At 66.6% G+C, this 16,540-nt stretch carries 18 protein-coding genes; 9 read left to right on the forward strand and 9 right to left on the reverse strand.

Annotation, left to right across the window (positions count from 1 at the left end; translation table 11 throughout):
* Positions 1-4 precede the first annotated feature (4 nt).
* The 4 genes from NJ1_RS16485 to NJ1_RS16500 all read right to left on the reverse strand — a co-directional run bounded on the left by NJ1_RS16485 (position 5) and on the right by NJ1_RS16500 (position 5,082).
* Positions 5-1,468: a radical SAM/SPASM domain-containing protein gene (locus NJ1_RS16485; RefSeq protein ID WP_157574031.1), complete on the reverse strand. Its 1,464-nt coding sequence runs from the start codon at positions 1,466-1,468 to the stop codon at positions 5-7.
* Positions 1,465-2,841 carry a radical SAM protein gene (locus NJ1_RS16490; protein ID WP_067694527.1) on the reverse strand — a complete coding sequence of 459 codons (1,377 nt, stop codon included), beginning with the start codon at positions 2,839-2,841 and terminating at the stop codon, positions 1,465-1,467. Before NJ1_RS16490 ends, NJ1_RS16485 begins: the two co-directional genes overlap by 4 nt.
* A gap of 366 nt (positions 2,842-3,207) precedes the next feature.
* Positions 3,208-4,602 (reverse strand): glycine--tRNA ligase, encoded by a 1,395-nt coding sequence (locus NJ1_RS16495; protein WP_067694530.1) that lies wholly within the window; start codon positions 4,600-4,602, stop codon positions 3,208-3,210.
* A 60-nt stretch (positions 4,603-4,662) separates the two neighbouring features.
* Positions 4,663-5,082 (reverse strand): hypothetical protein, encoded by a 420-nt coding sequence (locus tag NJ1_RS16500; RefSeq protein ID WP_157574032.1) that lies wholly within the window; start codon positions 5,080-5,082, stop codon positions 4,663-4,665.
* Between the two features lie 294 nt (positions 5,083-5,376).
* Between NJ1_RS16500 and NJ1_RS16505 the strand changes: the two genes are divergently transcribed.
* Together NJ1_RS16505 and NJ1_RS16510 are read left to right on the forward strand one after the other, a co-directional pair.
* On the forward strand, positions 5,377-6,159 hold the full coding sequence (locus tag NJ1_RS16505; protein ID WP_067694536.1) for an aminotransferase class IV: 783 nt from the start codon (positions 5,377-5,379) through the stop codon (positions 6,157-6,159).
* A gap of 66 nt (positions 6,160-6,225) precedes the next feature.
* Positions 6,226-7,164, forward strand: coding sequence for an SUMF1/EgtB/PvdO family nonheme iron enzyme (locus NJ1_RS16510; protein ID WP_084478367.1), 939 nt, complete (start codon positions 6,226-6,228; stop codon positions 7,162-7,164).
* Between the two features lie 16 nt (positions 7,165-7,180).
* Here the strand turns inward: NJ1_RS16510 and NJ1_RS16515 are convergent, their stop codons facing one another.
* The 3 genes from NJ1_RS16515 to NJ1_RS16525 are packed head-to-tail and all read right to left on the reverse strand — an operon-like array spanning position 7,181 to position 9,017.
* Positions 7,181-7,669 (reverse strand): hypothetical protein, encoded by a 489-nt coding sequence (locus tag NJ1_RS16515; RefSeq protein ID WP_067694539.1) that lies wholly within the window; start codon positions 7,667-7,669, stop codon positions 7,181-7,183.
* Between the two features lie 44 nt (positions 7,670-7,713).
* Entirely contained in the window at positions 7,714-8,580 is an 867-nt protein-coding gene (locus tag NJ1_RS16520) for a hypothetical protein (RefSeq protein WP_157574033.1), read from the reverse strand.
* Entirely contained in the window at positions 8,577-9,017 is a 441-nt protein-coding gene (locus NJ1_RS16525) for a hypothetical protein (protein WP_067694545.1), read from the reverse strand. The genes NJ1_RS16520 and NJ1_RS16525 overlap by 4 nt, the downstream gene beginning before the upstream one ends.
* 417 nt (positions 9,018-9,434) lie before the next feature.
* Between NJ1_RS16525 and NJ1_RS16530 the strand changes: the two genes are divergently transcribed.
* Genes NJ1_RS16530 through NJ1_RS16535 form a run of 3 tightly spaced genes read left to right on the forward strand, consistent with a single transcriptional unit; the run spans position 9,435 to position 10,539 of the window.
* Positions 9,435-10,262 (forward strand): helix-turn-helix domain-containing protein, encoded by an 828-nt coding sequence (locus NJ1_RS16530; protein WP_218025212.1) that lies wholly within the window; start codon positions 9,435-9,437, stop codon positions 10,260-10,262.
* The gene (locus NJ1_RS41015; RefSeq protein WP_369690858.1) at positions 10,205-10,333 is read left to right on the forward strand and encodes a hypothetical protein; all 129 of its coding nucleotides are present in this window, start codon (positions 10,205-10,207) and stop codon (positions 10,331-10,333) included. The genes NJ1_RS16530 and NJ1_RS41015 overlap by 58 nt, the downstream gene beginning before the upstream one ends.
* Positions 10,330-10,539, forward strand: coding sequence for a DUF397 domain-containing protein (locus tag NJ1_RS16535; RefSeq protein ID WP_067694548.1), 210 nt, complete (start codon positions 10,330-10,332; stop codon positions 10,537-10,539). The genes NJ1_RS41015 and NJ1_RS16535 overlap by 4 nt, the downstream gene beginning before the upstream one ends.
* A gap of 92 nt (positions 10,540-10,631) precedes the next feature.
* On the opposite strand, the gene NJ1_RS16540 is transcribed toward NJ1_RS16535, so the two are convergent.
* Both NJ1_RS16540 and NJ1_RS16545 read right to left on the reverse strand, forming a co-directional pair.
* Entirely contained in the window at positions 10,632-11,138 is a 507-nt protein-coding gene (locus tag NJ1_RS16540) for a DUF6301 family protein (RefSeq protein WP_067694551.1), read from the reverse strand.
* Between the two features lie 381 nt (positions 11,139-11,519).
* On the reverse strand, positions 11,520-12,254 hold the full coding sequence (locus NJ1_RS16545) for a hypothetical protein (protein ID WP_067694554.1): 735 nt from the start codon (positions 12,252-12,254) through the stop codon (positions 11,520-11,522).
* Between the two features lie 810 nt (positions 12,255-13,064).
* Between NJ1_RS16545 and NJ1_RS16550 the strand changes: the two genes are divergently transcribed.
* The 4 genes from NJ1_RS16550 to NJ1_RS16560 all read left to right on the forward strand — a co-directional run bounded on the left by NJ1_RS16550 (position 13,065) and on the right by NJ1_RS16560 (position 16,527).
* Complete coding sequence (locus NJ1_RS16550) at positions 13,065-14,159, forward strand: DUF4192 domain-containing protein (RefSeq protein WP_067694557.1); 1,095 nt, start codon at positions 13,065-13,067, stop codon at positions 14,157-14,159.
* Between the two features lie 84 nt (positions 14,160-14,243).
* Positions 14,244-14,408 carry a hypothetical protein gene (locus NJ1_RS39175; protein WP_157574034.1) on the forward strand — a complete coding sequence of 55 codons (165 nt, stop codon included), beginning with the start codon at positions 14,244-14,246 and terminating at the stop codon, positions 14,406-14,408.
* A gap of 11 nt (positions 14,409-14,419) precedes the next feature.
* The gene (locus tag NJ1_RS16555) at positions 14,420-14,620 is read left to right on the forward strand and encodes a hypothetical protein (protein WP_067694561.1); all 201 of its coding nucleotides are present in this window, start codon (positions 14,420-14,422) and stop codon (positions 14,618-14,620) included.
* 125 nt (positions 14,621-14,745) lie between these two features.
* Positions 14,746-16,527: a hypothetical protein gene (locus NJ1_RS16560; protein ID WP_067694564.1), complete on the forward strand. Its 1,782-nt coding sequence runs from the start codon at positions 14,746-14,748 to the stop codon at positions 16,525-16,527.
* Positions 16,528-16,540: the final 13 nt, after the last annotated feature.

Consider the following 16,540-nt stretch of genomic DNA (forward strand, 5'->3'; position numbering starts at 1 on the left):
CCGCTCACGAGTCCCACCCGGCTACATGCGCGTTGTACAGGCCGTCGAGGTCGATATCGCCGACGAGCGCGCGCATCCGGGCGTGATAGTCCGGCCAGTGAGCGCGCAGGATCCCGGTCGGGTCGACCAGGATCCACACCAGCAGTGCCCGCGCCGGCTCGTCGCAGCCCAGCAGGCCCCCGTCGTGGGCCATCGAATACAGGCGGCATCCGCCCCCGCACACCGCGAACACCGGACACGTGGAGCACGCCATGGTGTCGGTGTGCAGACCGGCCAGGGGCAGCCGGTGCATGAACCCGGTCGCGTCCTCCTCGAGGATCGAGCCCGCGGTCAGTTCGGGTGCGAGTTCGGTCAGGATGGGGCATTGGGTGATCGCGCCGTCGGCTTTGACGGTCACGAGGTGCTCGTCCTCGCGGCACGGATGCCCCGGCCCCATCGCGGTCAGGGCTTGCGGGTGCTCGAGCAGGCTGGTGGCCAGGTAGTTTCCCATCCGCACCGGGAACGGGTACCGGCATTGGGCGTGCTCGATCAGCAGCGCCGCGAAGTGCCGCAACGGAAGTCGCACATCCGGGCGCAGCCCGAACAGCTGCCGCTTGCGTGCCGCGGTGCGGGTGCGTTCCCCGGCCCCGTGATGCACCGGCACCGCCACCCGCACGTTCCACGCCTGTACCTGTTCATAGTCGCGCAGGTAGTCCCCGATCGCGAGGAGCTCCGACACCGGTTGCGACCAGATGTTCGTGGTGAACACCAACGGAAATCCGGCCTCGGACAGGTCGCGGATCGGCGCGTACGGGTCGACCAGGTGTCGATAGCCGGGCCGGATCCGGTCCAGCAGATCCGAGCGCAACGCATCGAGACTGATCCGGAACACCACCGACCGCGGCAACTCCCGCATGATCCGGTCGCGGATCTGTTCGGACAAGAACGTGGCATTGGTCGACACGCTCGCCACGGTGATGCCCTGCTCACCGAGTTGCCGTGCCAGATCGAAGAACCGGGCAGCGTAGTGCGCGCTGAACACTTCCCCGCCGGTGATGCTCACCGATCGCAGGCCCTCGGCCTTCACCTTGCCCAGGATCGAGGCGATCTCCTCGGGAGGCCAGTGATCGTTGCGAGTGCCGTGATAGCAGTGCGGGCACTGTCCGTTGCATGCGGCCGTCGGTTCCAGGACCGCGTGATTCGCGCCGGGCAGAATGCTGCCCGCGCACTGCTGGCCTTGGTCGATCTGGTCGAGGAACCCGTTCAGATCCGCGCTCGCGCGCTCTATCCCGATCCCGAAGTGCGTGGCGAGCGCGGCCGCGGCGACCGAGCCGGTGCCGTACTCGCACACCATCCGCCAGAACATGCGAGAAGTCCTGTTGAGCACGTGTTTTCGCCCTGAGGTCCGGTCATGCAGGACCTCCTCACCGATCAGCGTGAGACGCTGCAGCAGCCGCGTGGCGCGCTCGTCCAGGACGCCGGTACTCATCGCGCGCACCCGCCGACGCCGCCGGTCGCGGACAACGGCAGCAGCACGCGAGGGGCCGCTATGGAGCTCGTATCCGGGTACTGGGTCACTTTGCTCAGGTGACAGCCGCCACCGCAGGCGGCCAGTTGCCCACAGCCGGTGCACGCCCCGGTCGGGGCCAGCGCGTGGCGGACCGTGGGCACCATCCGTTCTCGCCACACCCGGCCCAGGCCGTCGCTGACCTTTCCGGCGTACACGCTCGAATGCGGGCAATGCCGAAACCGGCCGTCATAGCTCACCGAGCCCCACAAAAGCCCTGCCGCGCAATGGGAATCGAACTCTTCGCGCACCGGTTCGCTGATCGCGACCGGTTCGGTCGAGAGGCAATGGCGCGGTGCGCACGGCACCCGCACCCGCAACCCGCCGAACAAGGCTTGGCATTCATCGATCGTCTCCGCCAACGCCCGCAACAGCACCGGCCGTCGCGAATCGGCGGGCCCGTACGGGACATACGGCATGAAACTCACATCGTGCACGCCGATATCGACCAGCCGCCGCGTGAGCTCCGGCATCTCCCCGAGGTTGTCCGCACACACCAGGGTCTCCGCGACCGTGGACAGGCCCGCGGTGACCGCCGCGCGCATACCGCGCCACGCCTGGGCGGACGCAGCCGGATTGCGTGCCATCGCGTTGTGCGTGTCTTCGAGGCCGTGGACGCTGAACAGCGCCACCCGCAATCCCCGGGCCGCGAGGTCGTGCGCCTCGTCGACCGTCATGCGCACACCGTTGGTGAACAGCTCCACATCCATGCCCGCCATCGCGGCCACGGTGATGATCTCGCGATACTGCGGGTGCAACGTGGGTTCCCCACCGGAGAATCGCATCCGCAGGCAGTTCCCTGCCGCGGCCTGGTCGATCACCGCGCACACGGTGTCCATGGTGATGTGCGCGCCGGGATCGGCGGTGGTGTCGCTGCGGCCGCGGATCCCGTAGTCGTCGGGAACCTTCCACACGTTGTAGCAAAAGTCGCAGTGCCAGTTACATTGTCGCGTCAGCTCTACTTCCAGGGCGAGCGGGAACGGCACGTCGGTGCGCGCCCAGCCGTCGGAGTCCCCGCTACGTCGACGCGATTGCCGGCGCGAAGGGGCGGTGCACACGGTGAACCAGAACAGCGTCAGATCCGAGGCGATCTGCTCGCGCGCGACCCCGTAGCCGCCGGCCAGGACCGCGACCGGGTCCATGGTGTGGAAAGTCGCGTCGACGAACGCGCTCGCGGTGGCGTTGAGGCGGTGTTCGAGCCCGGACTGGGTGTCGTACAGCAGCCGCAGTTCCGGGCGATGGGTGAACCGGTGGCGGAGCACCGCCGCCGGTGCGGGAAGGATGGGGGTGGTCATGGCCGAGTTCTCCTCGCGCGCAGACGGAATGATTCAAGGGCGGGTGAAACGCAAGAGGACACCTGTGCCCACGGTGACCGCGGGGGAAGGTGTCCCCTGTCTCAGCGTTCTAGAAGCTGCACTGCGGCGGCAGGTTCTCGGTCGTCTCGACCGTCGGCGGCTCATACGCCGCCGCCTCACCGGCGGCCTGCTCCATGCTCGTGGGGGTCTCTTGCTCGTCCATCGCTTCCTCCTTCCAAGGTGCGAAAAGCATCGAAAACCCCACGCTAAGACCACATCTGCGCCCTCGAAATGCGTTAGAGACGCCACCGCCCCGAAGACCGGAAAACTTCCTGTCTTCGGGGCGGTGGCGGTGTGTCGGGCGGGTCAGACGCCGATCAGGCGGGCCGCGAGATAGCCCTGCACCTGGTCCAGGCCGATCCGCTCCTGCGCCATCGAATCGCGCTCGCGCACCGTCACCGCGTGATCGTCGAGGGTGTCGAAATCGACGGTGATGCAGAACGGCGTACCGATCTCGTCCTGTCGCCGATACCGTTTGCCGATCTGGCCGGCATCATCGAAATCGACGTTCCAGAACGTGCGCAGCTGCGCGGCGAGGTCTTTCGCCTTGGGCGAGAGTTCGGGGTTGCGCGAGAGGGGCAGCACCGCCACCTTCACAGGCGCCAACCGCGGATCCAGGCGCAGACTGACCCGTTCTTCCATGACGCCCTTGCTGTTCGGGGCCTGATCCACGGTGTAGGCATCGACCAGGAACGCCATCAGCGAACGGGTCAAACCGGCCGCGGGTTCGATCACGTACGGGGTGTAGTGCTCACCGGCTGCCTGGTCGAAGTACGTCAACTCCGCGCCCGAATGCCGCGAGTGCGCCGTGAGGTCGAAATCGGTCCGGCTCGCGATGCCCTCGAGCTCGCCCCATTCGCTGCCCGCGAACCCGAATTTGTACTCGATATCGGTGGTGCCGGCGCTGTAGTGCGAGAGCTTCTCTTTCGGGTGTTCGAACAGTCGCAGGTTCTCGCGTGCGATCCCGAGCGCGGTGTACCAGGCCAGGCGGGTGTCGATCCAATACTGGTGCCACCGCTCGTGTTCGCCAGGTTTGACGAAGAACTCCATCTCCATCTGCTCGAACTCGCGCGTGCGGAAGATGAAATTGCCCGGGGTGATCTCGTTGCGGAAGCTCTTGCCGATCTGGCCGATACCGAACGGCACCTTCATGCGTGAGGTGTTCAGCACGTTCGCGAAGTTCACGAAGATGCCTTGCGCGGTCTCGGGCCGCAAGTAATGCATGCCCTCTTCCGATTCCACCGGGCCCAGATAGGTTTTCATCAAGCCCGAGAACTGCTTGGGGTCGGTCCATTGACCGACCACGCCACAGTTCGGGCACGGCACCAACTGCATCGACACCGAATCCGGTTCCACGCCGCGGTGTTTGGCCGCGTACGCCTCCTGCAGATGATCCTGACGCTGGCGCTTGTGGCAGCTCAGGCATTCCACCAGCGGGTCACTGAAGGTTTCGACGTGACCGGCCGCGACCCACACCTGGCGCGGCAGGATGATCGAGGAGTCCAGCCCGACGACGTCCTCGCGGCCGGTCACCATCGAGCGCCACCACTGGCGTTTGATGTTCTCTTTCAGCTCCACCCCGAGTGGGCCGTAATCCCACGCCGAGCGGGTACCGCCGTAGATCTCGCCGCTGGGGTACACCAGACCTCGGCGCTTGGCGAGGTTGGCTACGGTGTCCACCTTCGTCGGCTTGGGTGCCACTGAAATTTCTCCATCCAGAGTGGGATTGGGCTGTTGGAACAGGGAATCGGGAAAGCCTAGCTATCGCACACGCAGTCGAGCCATCGAGTAATACCGGTATCCCGGGCCTCGCGTGACCAGTTCGGGTGTACGCGGGCGAGGGCGGCGCGCGTCCCACACCTCGATCACCAACACCCCCGGATCGGACCAGCGCACCCGCAACCGCCCCACCGGCGCGACCGGCGGCCGCGCCGCGTTCCAGCGCTGTAGCAGGGCGACCGAGTCCACGACCGAACTCACCACGCACCCCACATCCTCATCGGCCCATCGGGGGGCCAGGTCAGCGGCGAAGGTCGTCACGTTTTTGATCAGTGAATGCGCGCCGAGCCACAGCGGGGTATCCCATAACACCTGCCCGGGTGCCGGTGGTGGCCCGAACAGCTCATCGTCGAGTGAAAAGTGTTCTCGCACAGCGATCCTGCCGATACATGTACTGGTCATGTCATCCACCTCCACCTCGTACTGACCCGCTTCCTGCACCCCCGGCCCTCACTTCGCCTCGGCCACCGCCGGCCCGGCCCGCGCTGTCGCAGGCCCACCTCGGGCACAGCCCTCACGCACCGGACTCGTGTTCGACCGGGCGTGCCGCTGAGAATCTGTGCTGCTCATGCTGTTCAGCATCTGCACCGATGCCCGAACCCGGAACCGTCGTTGTCCCGCGTTGCACCGTCTTTGCACCGTCCCTCGAACCGATCGGTCGCTGCGCGATGGTGGGGCAGTGCAAAACTGGGTCACATGGAACTCAATGGCGTGCCGGTCACCACCGCCGAGATCGCACCCCTCGGACTGGTCGGCTACGGACATTTCACGTCCATGCGCGTCATCGACGGCGCCGTGCGAGGTCTGACATTGCATCTGGACCGGCTGCGACGTGATTGCCGCGAAGTGTTCGCCACCGACCTGGACACCGATCTGGTGCGCGATCTGGTACGCCACGCACTGCCCGCCACCGCTGGGCCGCTCGTCGCCCGCGTCACCGTGTTCGACCCGGGCCTGGAACTGGCGCACCCCGGCGCCCCGGCGGATCCGAAGATTCTCATCACCACCCGCGCGGCCCCGCAGCTGCCGCCGACGCCACTGACGTTGCAGTCGGTGGTGTTTCGCCGTGACATGTCCCGGGTCAAGCACACCGGCCTGTTCGGGCCGATGTACCTGCGCGCGAGTGCGCAGCGTGCCGGGTTCGACGATGTGCTGTTCACCGAGCCGGACGGAACGATCTCCGAAATCGCCACCAGCAACATCGGATTCATCACCGGCGAGGGTCAACTGATCTGGCCCGACGCGGAAGTCCTGCCCGGCACCACCATGCGATTGATCAGCCAAGCCCGCGACGAGGAAGTGCTCACCGAGAAGGTCACTCTCGCCCACCTCGGCACCGTCGCCGCGGTCGTGGCCACCAACGCCGCGGTCGGAGTCCGTGCCGTCGCGGCCATCGACGACACGCGTTTCCCCGTCGAGCACGACCTCATCGACACCTTGCGCCGGGAATACGATTCCATTCCGCCACAGCGGATCTGAACCGATCCCCCGCCCCGTTGCGACTACGCTTCTACGCCATCGCACGGGAAAGGGAACCCGCACCCCATGATCACCATGCTCGGAACCTGGACCGGCGCGGACGTGCGAGCGCTGCGCGAAGCACGCCGCATGAGCATCGTGGAGTTCGCCGCGCATCTCGGAGTTCCCGAACGGCGAGTGGAGAAGTGGGAAGCCGGCGGTGCGTCGATCCGCCCCCGCCCCGTCAACCAGGCGGCCCTGGATACCTCGTTGCAGACCGTGAACAGCCAGGAACGCGCCCGCTTCAGTCGACTTGTGCCGGATTCGGTGAGCCACGCCCACGATCCGCAGGTGCCCGCGCAACCGACCCTCATCCGCCACCCCATCGACGGCAAGGTCATGACCCGGATCCCCGAGGGCATCTATCTCGCGGGATTGCAGGAACAACCGGTATGGGTCGCCGAATTCTGGGTCGATCTGTATCCGACCACCAACGCCGACTATGCGCGGTTCGTCGCCGCGACCGAGTGGACGCCACCGCGGCACTGGCACGGGAACCGGCCACCGCCTGAGCTTCTCACTCATCCGGTGGTGTGGGTCAGCTGGGACGATGCGACCGCCTACGCCCACTGGGCGCGCAAACGGCTCCCGAGTGCACCCGAGTGGGAGAAGACCGCCCGCGGAACCCGGGGCGCGATCTGGCCGTGGGGCAACCAGCTCACCCCGGCCAAATGCAACTGTCTGGGCTCGCAGGTCGGCACGACCACCCCGGTCGATCGCTACAAGAGCGGAGTCAGCCCGTACGGGGTCTACGACCTGTGCGGCAACACCTGGGAATGGACAGACAGCGCATCCACCCCCGGCCGCTACGAGTTGAAAGGATCGGCGTTCACGTCCCCGTACGACCGCGCCGCCCCCGCCGCGGTCAACGACGCCGATCACACCATGCTCGACGACGACACCGGATTCCGGTGCGTCAGCAGCGATTCCATGCAGTGGAGCGAGGTGTTGACAGCGGCCCGGTGAATGCCGGGCGCGCACCTTATCGGTGTGCGGGGATGCGTGACTGACCATGGGCCACCTCCTCCACGAGATCGGCCCACCGGACCGCTTGCTCGGCCACTTCGAGCAAGGCCAGATGCACGAGTTCGATATCGCGGCCCGCGTCCAACGCCGCCAGCACGTCGAGCAGCCCCCGCGCCATGTCGTCGACGACCGCGCCGACCGATCCGCGATAGTGCGCGGGGCACCGTTGCACCGTCCAGGAATCGATGAACGCGACCAGCGCCGCGCACGTCCCCGCGAAACCGGGCACGTCGGGATGCTCACGCCCCGCGGCGTGAAACTGCGCCAGCCACAACGCACAGCGCGTCACCGGATGCACCTGCGGCGTGTTCGCCACACACCCGCGCAGCGCGGCGAACAGCTCGTGCCAATCCGGGAGAACCTTCTGCTCGGCCGCCGAGGCAGTACACAACGAGTCTGCGGACCGCACGAACTGCCTCTTCTGCAGGTTCGTGTCGATGGGCATCGCTCACCCCGCCGACACGGCCGCACCGGCGATACCGGCCGGGTTCACGTCCAACTCCGAGTCCGACCGCGCGCCAACGACGCATAGGTTCCGACCGCCGCGCCGAGCCGAGACCAGCCAGGCGGTAGATCCAGAGCGCACCGAGTAAGCGTGCCGCCATCGCTGGCGCGCACTCTCACGGCGCGGCCGGCATCGGCCACCACCGCGCTGAGTGGATCAGTGACGTGATCACGTGTTTCGTGGATCTCGACCACCAGCGCCCCCGGGGTCAACAGCAATCTGACCGTCAGCTGATTGCGGTCCGCGACCAACGCCCCGTACAGCGCTTCCATCGCGGTGAATACCGGTGTCGCGGCGCCACTCTCACCGGCCGCCTCCGAGATGACCGCACCCACGACCTGCTCGGCCGCGCCGGTCAATCCCCGAAGGCCCGCACGAGTGAGATCGGTGCTGATATGCATTCCCGCCACAGGCTGCGAGGAGCGCGACGCAGCGCAGGTGAATGCGCTCAGCATCACCGCGCCCGCGTCCAGCTCCGCAGAACCCGGCGCCCCGTCGTGTGCCGGAGCGGCATGGCACTCCGGGGTGTTGAGCGACCATATCCTCGCGCCGAGGGCGCAAAGCCGTTCCAGGATCACCGCTTTCGCTTCGCCCAGACCTTCCAGGTGCGCGTGTGTCGGCACGACCACGCACGGATCCGGCACGGTGGCGGCTCTGCTTGTCAGATCCCGCATCGCCTCACCCGCCGCGCCGGTTTCGCGATAGAGCGTGAGTTCACCGCAGCCCTGCACAGTGGTGAAATCGGCCATCAGGAACGAGATCTGCGCGATCTGCTCCGGTCTCAGCAGGTCCTCGCGCAGGTAGCCGAACATCGTCGGTTTGCCGTCCCCGAACCCGGGTGTCGCTGTCATCGTGCACTCGCTGTTACCGAGACAGCCCCGGTCAGCGCGTCGAAGACCGCGCGCTGTGACGGTAAGCAGAGGTTGGGCTCGCCGAGCCAGATCCGAAAGCCCGAGTCCTCATCGACGGGAGAGGGAAGGACCACTCGCACTCGCCGCGAGGCGATGCCGACGTTCATGCGCACCAGCAGGCTCAGATCGCTCGCGGGCCCGTCGCTCGCCTGCTCGTCGAGTGGCTGGGTCAAGAAGGTGGATCGGTCCGAGTGGGGATGCAGGATCACCGGACCGAGCTGACCTTCCCAGCGCAACCGGTGGGCGACCGTCCGCCCGAGCTGCCACGGCATCAGCACTGCCCCGACGGTGTTGGTGTCCAGCAGGATCCGCCGTGTGCCCGGTTCCAGGAACGCGGGCAGTCCTAGATCTTGCGTGTAGCGCAGGCATCGCTGCACAGCGGATGCGTGGACCGGGTCCTGAGGCTCCGGCCGGCGCGGGGGCACCGGGCTTTCGTGCTGATCACTCTCGTCACTGCGCCCGCAGGCACGTGTTCGATCGACTGTCGATGTGAATTGCATTGCGTCTCACCCCTGCTGGACCCGGGCGGGCTCGCGCCTGCGCTCGTGGCTGCTCTGGTTTTCGCTCCGCGAAACCGCAGGCCCCCGCCGAGGGGAAGTGACCTGGGTAACACTGACCCGAGTCTCCTACAGTCAGTCTGACTAGACAATAGCTAAACTGAGATTGTGTCAATTTTGCATGTCTCTTTAGGTGCGTTTGTCGCACGGATTGACCGACTTCACACAGTTCTTGCCGCCCGTATGTGTCACTGTTTAAATTGACTGACACATCTCGCGGAGATTGGAGAGCTCGACGTGGCACTGGGAACAGTCGGAACCGCGCTCATCCGCCGACACATCGGACGTCGGTTACGAGAGCTGCGCGACAGCGTCGAACTCACCCAGACCCAGGCCGCGAAGATCGCCGACCTGAGCCGCTCCACCATCGTTCGCATGGAGGACGGAGAAGAAGGCGTCAGGTTCAAAGCCGCCGAGGTCAACCTGCTGCTCGATGCCTACAAGGTCAGCGACGGCGACCGCCAGGTGCTCCTGGCGTTGACAGCCGAGACACGCAACGGCCGCAAGAAGAGCTGGTGGCACGACTACACCGAGACCGAACTCCCGGACTGGTTCGGGCTTTTCGTCATGCTGGAAGATTCAGCGACGTCGATCCGGCAGTACGAATCGAAGCTGGTTCCTGGGCTTCTGCAGATCAAGCAATACGCCGAAGCCCTCGCCCACCAGCCCACCGGCTACCTCACCGCCGAGGAGATCGAGCGGCGCGTCCAGGTCCGAATGGACCGCCAAGCCCTCCTGAGCCGTGCAGATGCCCCTCGCCTCGAGGTCATGCTCGACGCCGCGGTCATCCAGCGCCCGTTCGGCCAGCCCGAGTTCTACCGCCGGCAACTCGAACATCTCCTGCAGGTCGCGGATCATAAAGGCGTATCGATCAGGATTTTGCCGCTCTCGGCTGGAATGCACGCGGGCATGGTCGCGAGCGCTTTCACGCTGCTGGACTTCCCGAGGACCCGCAAGGCACCCCGATCGAGCCACCCGTGGCCTACGTGGACACACTCACTGGAGCGATGTATCTCAACAAGCCCGAGGAAGCCGAGGCCTACGAGCTGGTCTGGCGCGACCTGAAGAAATCCGCGCTCAGCGCGACGGCGTCCAAGGAACTCATCAAGTCAGCGATGGAAGGACTCCCAGCATGACCGACCACACCAGCGCAGTGTGGCGCACATCCTCCTACAGCGGAAACGGCGGAAACTGCGTCGAGGTGGCACTGTCCCTCGCCAACGGCTTGGTCGGAGTGCGCGACAGCAAGGACAACCGTCGCGGGCCGATCCTGCACTTCACCCCGGCCCAATGGGAGGCATTCCTGGCAGGGATCGACCACGGCCGTCTCGCACGCCCCTGACCTCACCCAGAAGTCTCCGACCAGCCTCGCTGTTGTGTGACAACAACGTCGCTGGCCGGAGTCGGGTATCCACCGCTCGTGCGGTGACGTGGTCAGCACCCGTACTGAATCCAGAAGCCGAGCCAGGTCTTGGCCAGCCGATCGAAACGCTCACTGCGGTACCGCGGATCAGTGACCTCTGCGTGCAGCACGTGCCGGCTCGCCACCAACGACACCGTCACGCCGGGAAATTCCCAATGCGCGGCGGATTCCTCCTCCTCGAACGATTCACTCGTAGGTGGCCCGAATTCGTCCCACATCAACATCACCGCTTCGTGAAACCCACACGCGATATCCAGATCGCTGTCCTCATCGGGTGAATCCACCTCGTCCGAGAGCCACACCCAGATCGAGCACACGTCCTCACCCGACAAGGACACCAGGGCCCACGCACGACTGACGTCCAGATCGGTGATCAGCGACGCGCACGACCCAGCACGCCTGTGCAGCGTCCACCCCAGCAACGCGCAGAACCGATCCAGATCCGGTACATGCCACGCCCATCGCATCCGCGCCGCGGCGTACGCGATGTCCACCACCGCGTCACTGTGGATACGCATGAACGAGTCCTTTGTGAGGCAACACCATTGCCACGCCGCGCCGCGAACGCAGGCTCACGGTGCGGCATACACGAGCCGACCTCGGCGCGCATCACCCAATTCTATGTACGCAATCCGCGCCAGAAGACGGGATACGTTGATACATGGCACATTTCGAGCAGCTGCGCCTCAGCTGCCAGAAAGTGCACCGACAACATTCCCAGGCCACCGCGCGGGCGCCGTACTCGTCACGGGCCCCACGTATTCGTGCCTCATACCCCACGCGGACCACCGATTCGCGATCGAATCCGAGCCTTTCGGCCCCGGGATCGATGGTGGTCCACAACATCATCCGCCGGGTCCATCACGGGTCACCAGCCGGCGCGCAGGCGCCCACCGGGGTCAGTCGCGTGTGTCCAGGTCGATGTACTCGCGCCAGATCGCCCACCGCGACTCGCGCTTGTCCCCGGGGTAGATTCCCAAGCCCGGGGTGCGTCGGTCGATCTGCAACGGTGTCAACGGATCCGAGACCGGTGCGATCGTGCGGGGATCCCCTGCCGGTTCCTCCCACCGCCCGTCCTGATCCACCGCGCGCACCCGCGCCACCACACCTTCGTGCACGTACACGACTGCGCGGATCCGCTCGCGGCGCATCGCCGGAATCCGGGCTCGTCCCGTCGAGGACAGGTGCCGATCCATCTCCCGATCCGGATCCGCCGATCCCGCGTAGACGCTCAGTTGTTCGCCCACGTGCCGGGCGCTGCGGTACACGATCATCGCGCACCCCACCGGCTCCGGAGTCGCGGGCAGCCCGAGGTCCGGGAACACCTCGCGTGCCCACTCGTACGGGGCGAACGCGACTTTCGGTTTCCCGTCCACCGTCACCACCGTGTGACGGCCCGCGCCCAGACCGAGCCGGATCGGTTTGAGTGAACCCGGGACCTGCCCGGATTTGAGGGTCTCGAAGCGGGCCGGTTCTTCGGCGCGTTCTTGGCCGATGAGCCATAGATCATGGGAGATCAGCACGGCCGCAGGCTTTTTCGAGTATTCGGCGACGATGACCTGGTTGTCCTCGTGCGCGGCGTTCATATGCGCGGCCCACTTCTGAGACAACGTCGAGAACGTCACCATCGCCATAGCTAATACCCTACATTTTTATATGCCGAGGCGAGGGCGGATGCCCGGATCAGCGCCGGCCAGAGTCCGAACCACACCACATTCCTGGAGCTGCCGCGACCAGCCGCGGTCCCCGGCCCGCGCAGCTCCCGCGGGCTCACCTCCCAGCCGAGACCGGTACGTGCGGTGCACCTCTCGCGCGCCGGCCACCGCGGCACGAATGGTCCCGACCTCCGCGAGCCGGGGGCTCGCGCGGTGCCGTCCCCGGGGTGTCGGTGTGCCTCTTCCCTGAGCCCTTCCTGGGGCTATCACGGCGGCACAGGACGGCTCAAGGGCGAAACCCGTGCCCTTGCCCCGCCCTGCACCACCGTGATCGAGACGCCCCAGGCTCAGGGAAGAGGCACACCGACACGCCCCACCTCGCGGTCCTATACCGGGAAGAACTCCACGGCCTGCGGCCGTGTGCGGGGGCCAGCCCCCGAGACCCCCGCCCTCGCCGGGAGCAGGCTAGAAAAGGGGGCGAAGGACAAAAACACAAGCCGAAACACAAAGAAAAAGAACGGAATTCCAGCCGAACTCGACAACATTTACACCACCCGACATGACGCTAAAGTTCATAAAAAACAACCCAGTTGGAGATATACTTTAGGGGTAAGGCAGACAGGGGCAGCAACGGCCCGGACCGCGTCCCATCAGCGGTTTCATGTCCTTTGAGAATTCCATAGTGTGACGAATGACTTACCGTCCCGCGCGTATGTGCGGCCGGGGGGAATCCATACTTGCCCCCGGCCGCGCATGGCGCATCCATCGAATCCGCATGGAGGTTCCGTCATGAATCCGATCGTATTTCCTTCCAACGATCCGGCCGCTGATCCCGGCCACCTGATCGCGGCACTGCCCGCCCTGATCGGCTGCACACCGGCCGAGTCGCTGGTCCTGCTGCTGACCTCCGACGGGCTGATCACCGCCCGCAAGGTCTTGCCCATGTCCACCAGCGCGCACGTCACCGCCGCGCGCATCACCGCCACCATCAGCCACGTCCACGCAGACAGCGGCTACTTGATCGCGGTCAGCGAGAACCTTTCTCCCCCCGGCGATTCGGGCACCATCGCCGAACTGCCCGACGGTCTGCGCGCACTGCCCGGAGCCTTGACCGACATGCTCGGCAACCACGGCATCGCCGCCGCCGGGCAATGGGGCACCCCCACCATCGCCACGGCCGCCCCGTGGTGGACCCTCAACGGCGTTCCCCGCACCGGCCAGCTCGGGGATCCGGACGCGATCACCGCGCGCCTTGCCGGACACATCGCCACCGCCCCGCACAGCCAGCGCGCCGAAGCGCTCGCACTCTTCGCCCCCGACCGCGCACTCACCAACCGACTCGCACAGCACCTACCCGCCGCCCAACACGACGCCGACCAGCGATTGGCCGCCGCGATCCGCCGCGACGACCCCGACGGCTACTACCGCGACGCACTCGCACAGGTCACCACCTACTTCGCCCGGTTCGACCAGGACATCACCGACGTGGACCCGGCCGATCTCGCACAGCTGGCAATTGCGCTGCGCTGCGGGCGAGTACGCGACGAGATCGCCGATCTGGCCAGCATCGAGGGCCGCTACCCGCCCGGCACCCACCCCGCCACCGACCTTGTCGTGCTGGGAATCCTGGTCAGCGCCACCGAGGGCAACGACCAAGCCAACGCCGCAACCCTGCTGAGTCTGGCCATGTACACCCGCACCGGCCAAACCGCCGCCTCCCTCGTTGCGATCGAGACCGCGCTGCGCGCGGACCCGCACCACCCCTTCGCCCCCGCCCTGCACGAAGCCATCATCCAGCGCGCCCACCCCGCCGAAGTCCGCGCCGCCGTCACCCGCGCGCACGCCGCCCACACCCCTACCGGCCCGCGCCACCTCATGCGCTGACCCACCTCACCCGTGCAGGCACCGGGCCTACCGGCCCGGTGCCTGCCCCGAAACCCCCTGTGTAGCAACCGAAAGGAACCCGCTATGGCCACGCGATGCCCATGGTGCCTCGACACCGCCGACGACGACCCCGACGCCGACCGGCTGTGCGACCTGCACCAGGCCGAATACGACGGCCTCAGCCCCCACCAGGCTCAGCGCCGCGACGCCATCGAGTACCAGGAACAGCACGACATCACCCACCCCTGACAGGAGTTCGAGTGCCCCGCACCTGGTCCCACACTCACCCGCATATCGACACGAACGGCCACCAGCTGTATCTCACCGATCACGTGCCCGGGCAGATGGGCATCGTGTCCACCGATCCCCAGGGCGACGGTCACGAGACCCGGCTACTGCCCCACGAGGTAGACGACCTCATCGCCCACTTGACCCTGTGGCGGCAACGCCAGCACCCGTGACCCCCATGTCGAGAGCCCGCGCGCCGCCCGCACCGAAAACACCCGTACCCCACGCCCATTCATCACTCGCCGCGCGATCCATACCCGCGCGGCGAGCCCGGTTCCACCCGACGAAGGAGCACCACATGAGCATCGCCACCACTACCGCACGCGACACCGCCGAATCGGTTGCCGCGCAACAACTCCCGGCCAACGAATCCACCATCGAGCAGTTCGAGCCGAGCGTCGAGACCGAATGGCGCAGGCGCAAGGCCCGGCCGTTGAGCGCCGAGCAGATCGTGGACTACGCCGCCCGCCTGGACGCCACCGCGACCGGCCGCACCGTGATCGAGGTAGACCCCGACGACCTGGTGTTCGGCAACAACATTCGCACCAACGCCATCACCACACTGACACCCGATTTCTTGTCCAGCATCGCCGAGAAGGGGTTCGAGCAGAGCCCCACCGCATGGATCAACCCCGACGGATTCTTGCAGGTCAAAACCGGGCACCGCCGCACGCTGGCCGCCCGCCAGGTCGAGTACCGGCCGTGCCCGATCATGCTGGTTCGCGCCCCCGAGGGCACCAGCGACAGCACCCGGCGCGTGTCGGAAATCGGCGACCAGTGGGCCGAGAACGAACACCGCGAGGCCATGACCGACAGCGACAAGTACGGCACGGTCCTCGAGTTGCTCACACTCGGTGAAACCCCGGCCAAGGTGAACCAGCGCCTGAAAAACATCAGCACCCGCGAAGCCACCGCCGTGCGGCGCATCAGCAAGGCCCGCGCCGCCACCGCCGCGCAGGCCGCCGCCGTCGCCGGAGAACTCGACCTGCTCCAAGCCGCCGCAGCCGCCGAGCTCGACCCGACCGCCGAGGAAATGAAACGCCTCATCACTGGTGCCCGCTCCGGTCAGTTCGATCGCACTCTCATCAGCATCGGGCACGAACGCCGCGCCGCCGCCGCCGTGCGCAAGGCCCGCGCCGAGTTCAAGAAAAAGGGTTACACGGTCATGGACCACGAGCCCAGCCAGTGGGACACCTCCCGGCCCAAGAAGCTCTCCGAACTCATCACCCCCGGCGGCCGCGCCGCCACCGTCAAGGACGTCACCAGCCCCGCGCACTGGTCGGTGTTCCTGAGCCACCAGGAAACCCCCGTGCTGATCGCGACCGGCGAGGCGATCACCGACAGCGATATCGACCCCGCCACCTACCTCGACCCCGACGCGGTCCCGGCCGAAGGCAAGCACCACGCCGCACAGGTGCGGTTCGACGCGGCCCCGGTCGCGGCCTACTACTGCACCGACCGCAAAGCCGCAGGATTGAAAATCGCGCCCACCACCAGCAGCGTCCCGCGTGACCCGAACCAGGGCGCGGCCAACAAGCGCGCCATGCACGCCAACACGTTCGCGCGCATCGATACCGAGGCACGCCGCGAGTTCATCACCGGCACGCTGTTGAAGCGAAAGACACTGCCCAAGGGGTTCACGCAGTGGATCGCGCACAACCTGCTCACCGATCCCGCCGCCCTGTCCGACGGCAACGCGCGCAGTCTCATCGCCGAATGGACCGGGCTGAAAATCGGGTACGGCCGCACCGCCGATGCCACCAAGATCAGCGGCTACGACGACGCTCTCGCCCCCGACAAGCAGAAGACCACCGACGCGCGTGCGCTCATGCTGACCGCCACGGCATTCATCGCAGCCACCGAAGCCGCGATGCAAGCCGACGTCAAGCGCCCGAACTACTGGCGCGTGACCCAGGACAACCCGCACGTGTGCTACCTGCGCGACACCAGCGGCTATGCCCGCTACCTGCGGTTGCTGGTCAGCGCCGGATACACCCCCGGCCCGATCGAACGCGCCGTCATGGGCGAAATCAGCCTCACCGACGCCATCACCGAGGCCCAGAAGACCGCCACCGCCTGACCACACCCCACGG

Source organism: Nocardia jejuensis NBRC 103114, assembly GCF_001613145.1.
GTDB lineage: Bacteria > Actinomycetota > Actinomycetes > Mycobacteriales > Mycobacteriaceae > Nocardia > Nocardia jejuensis.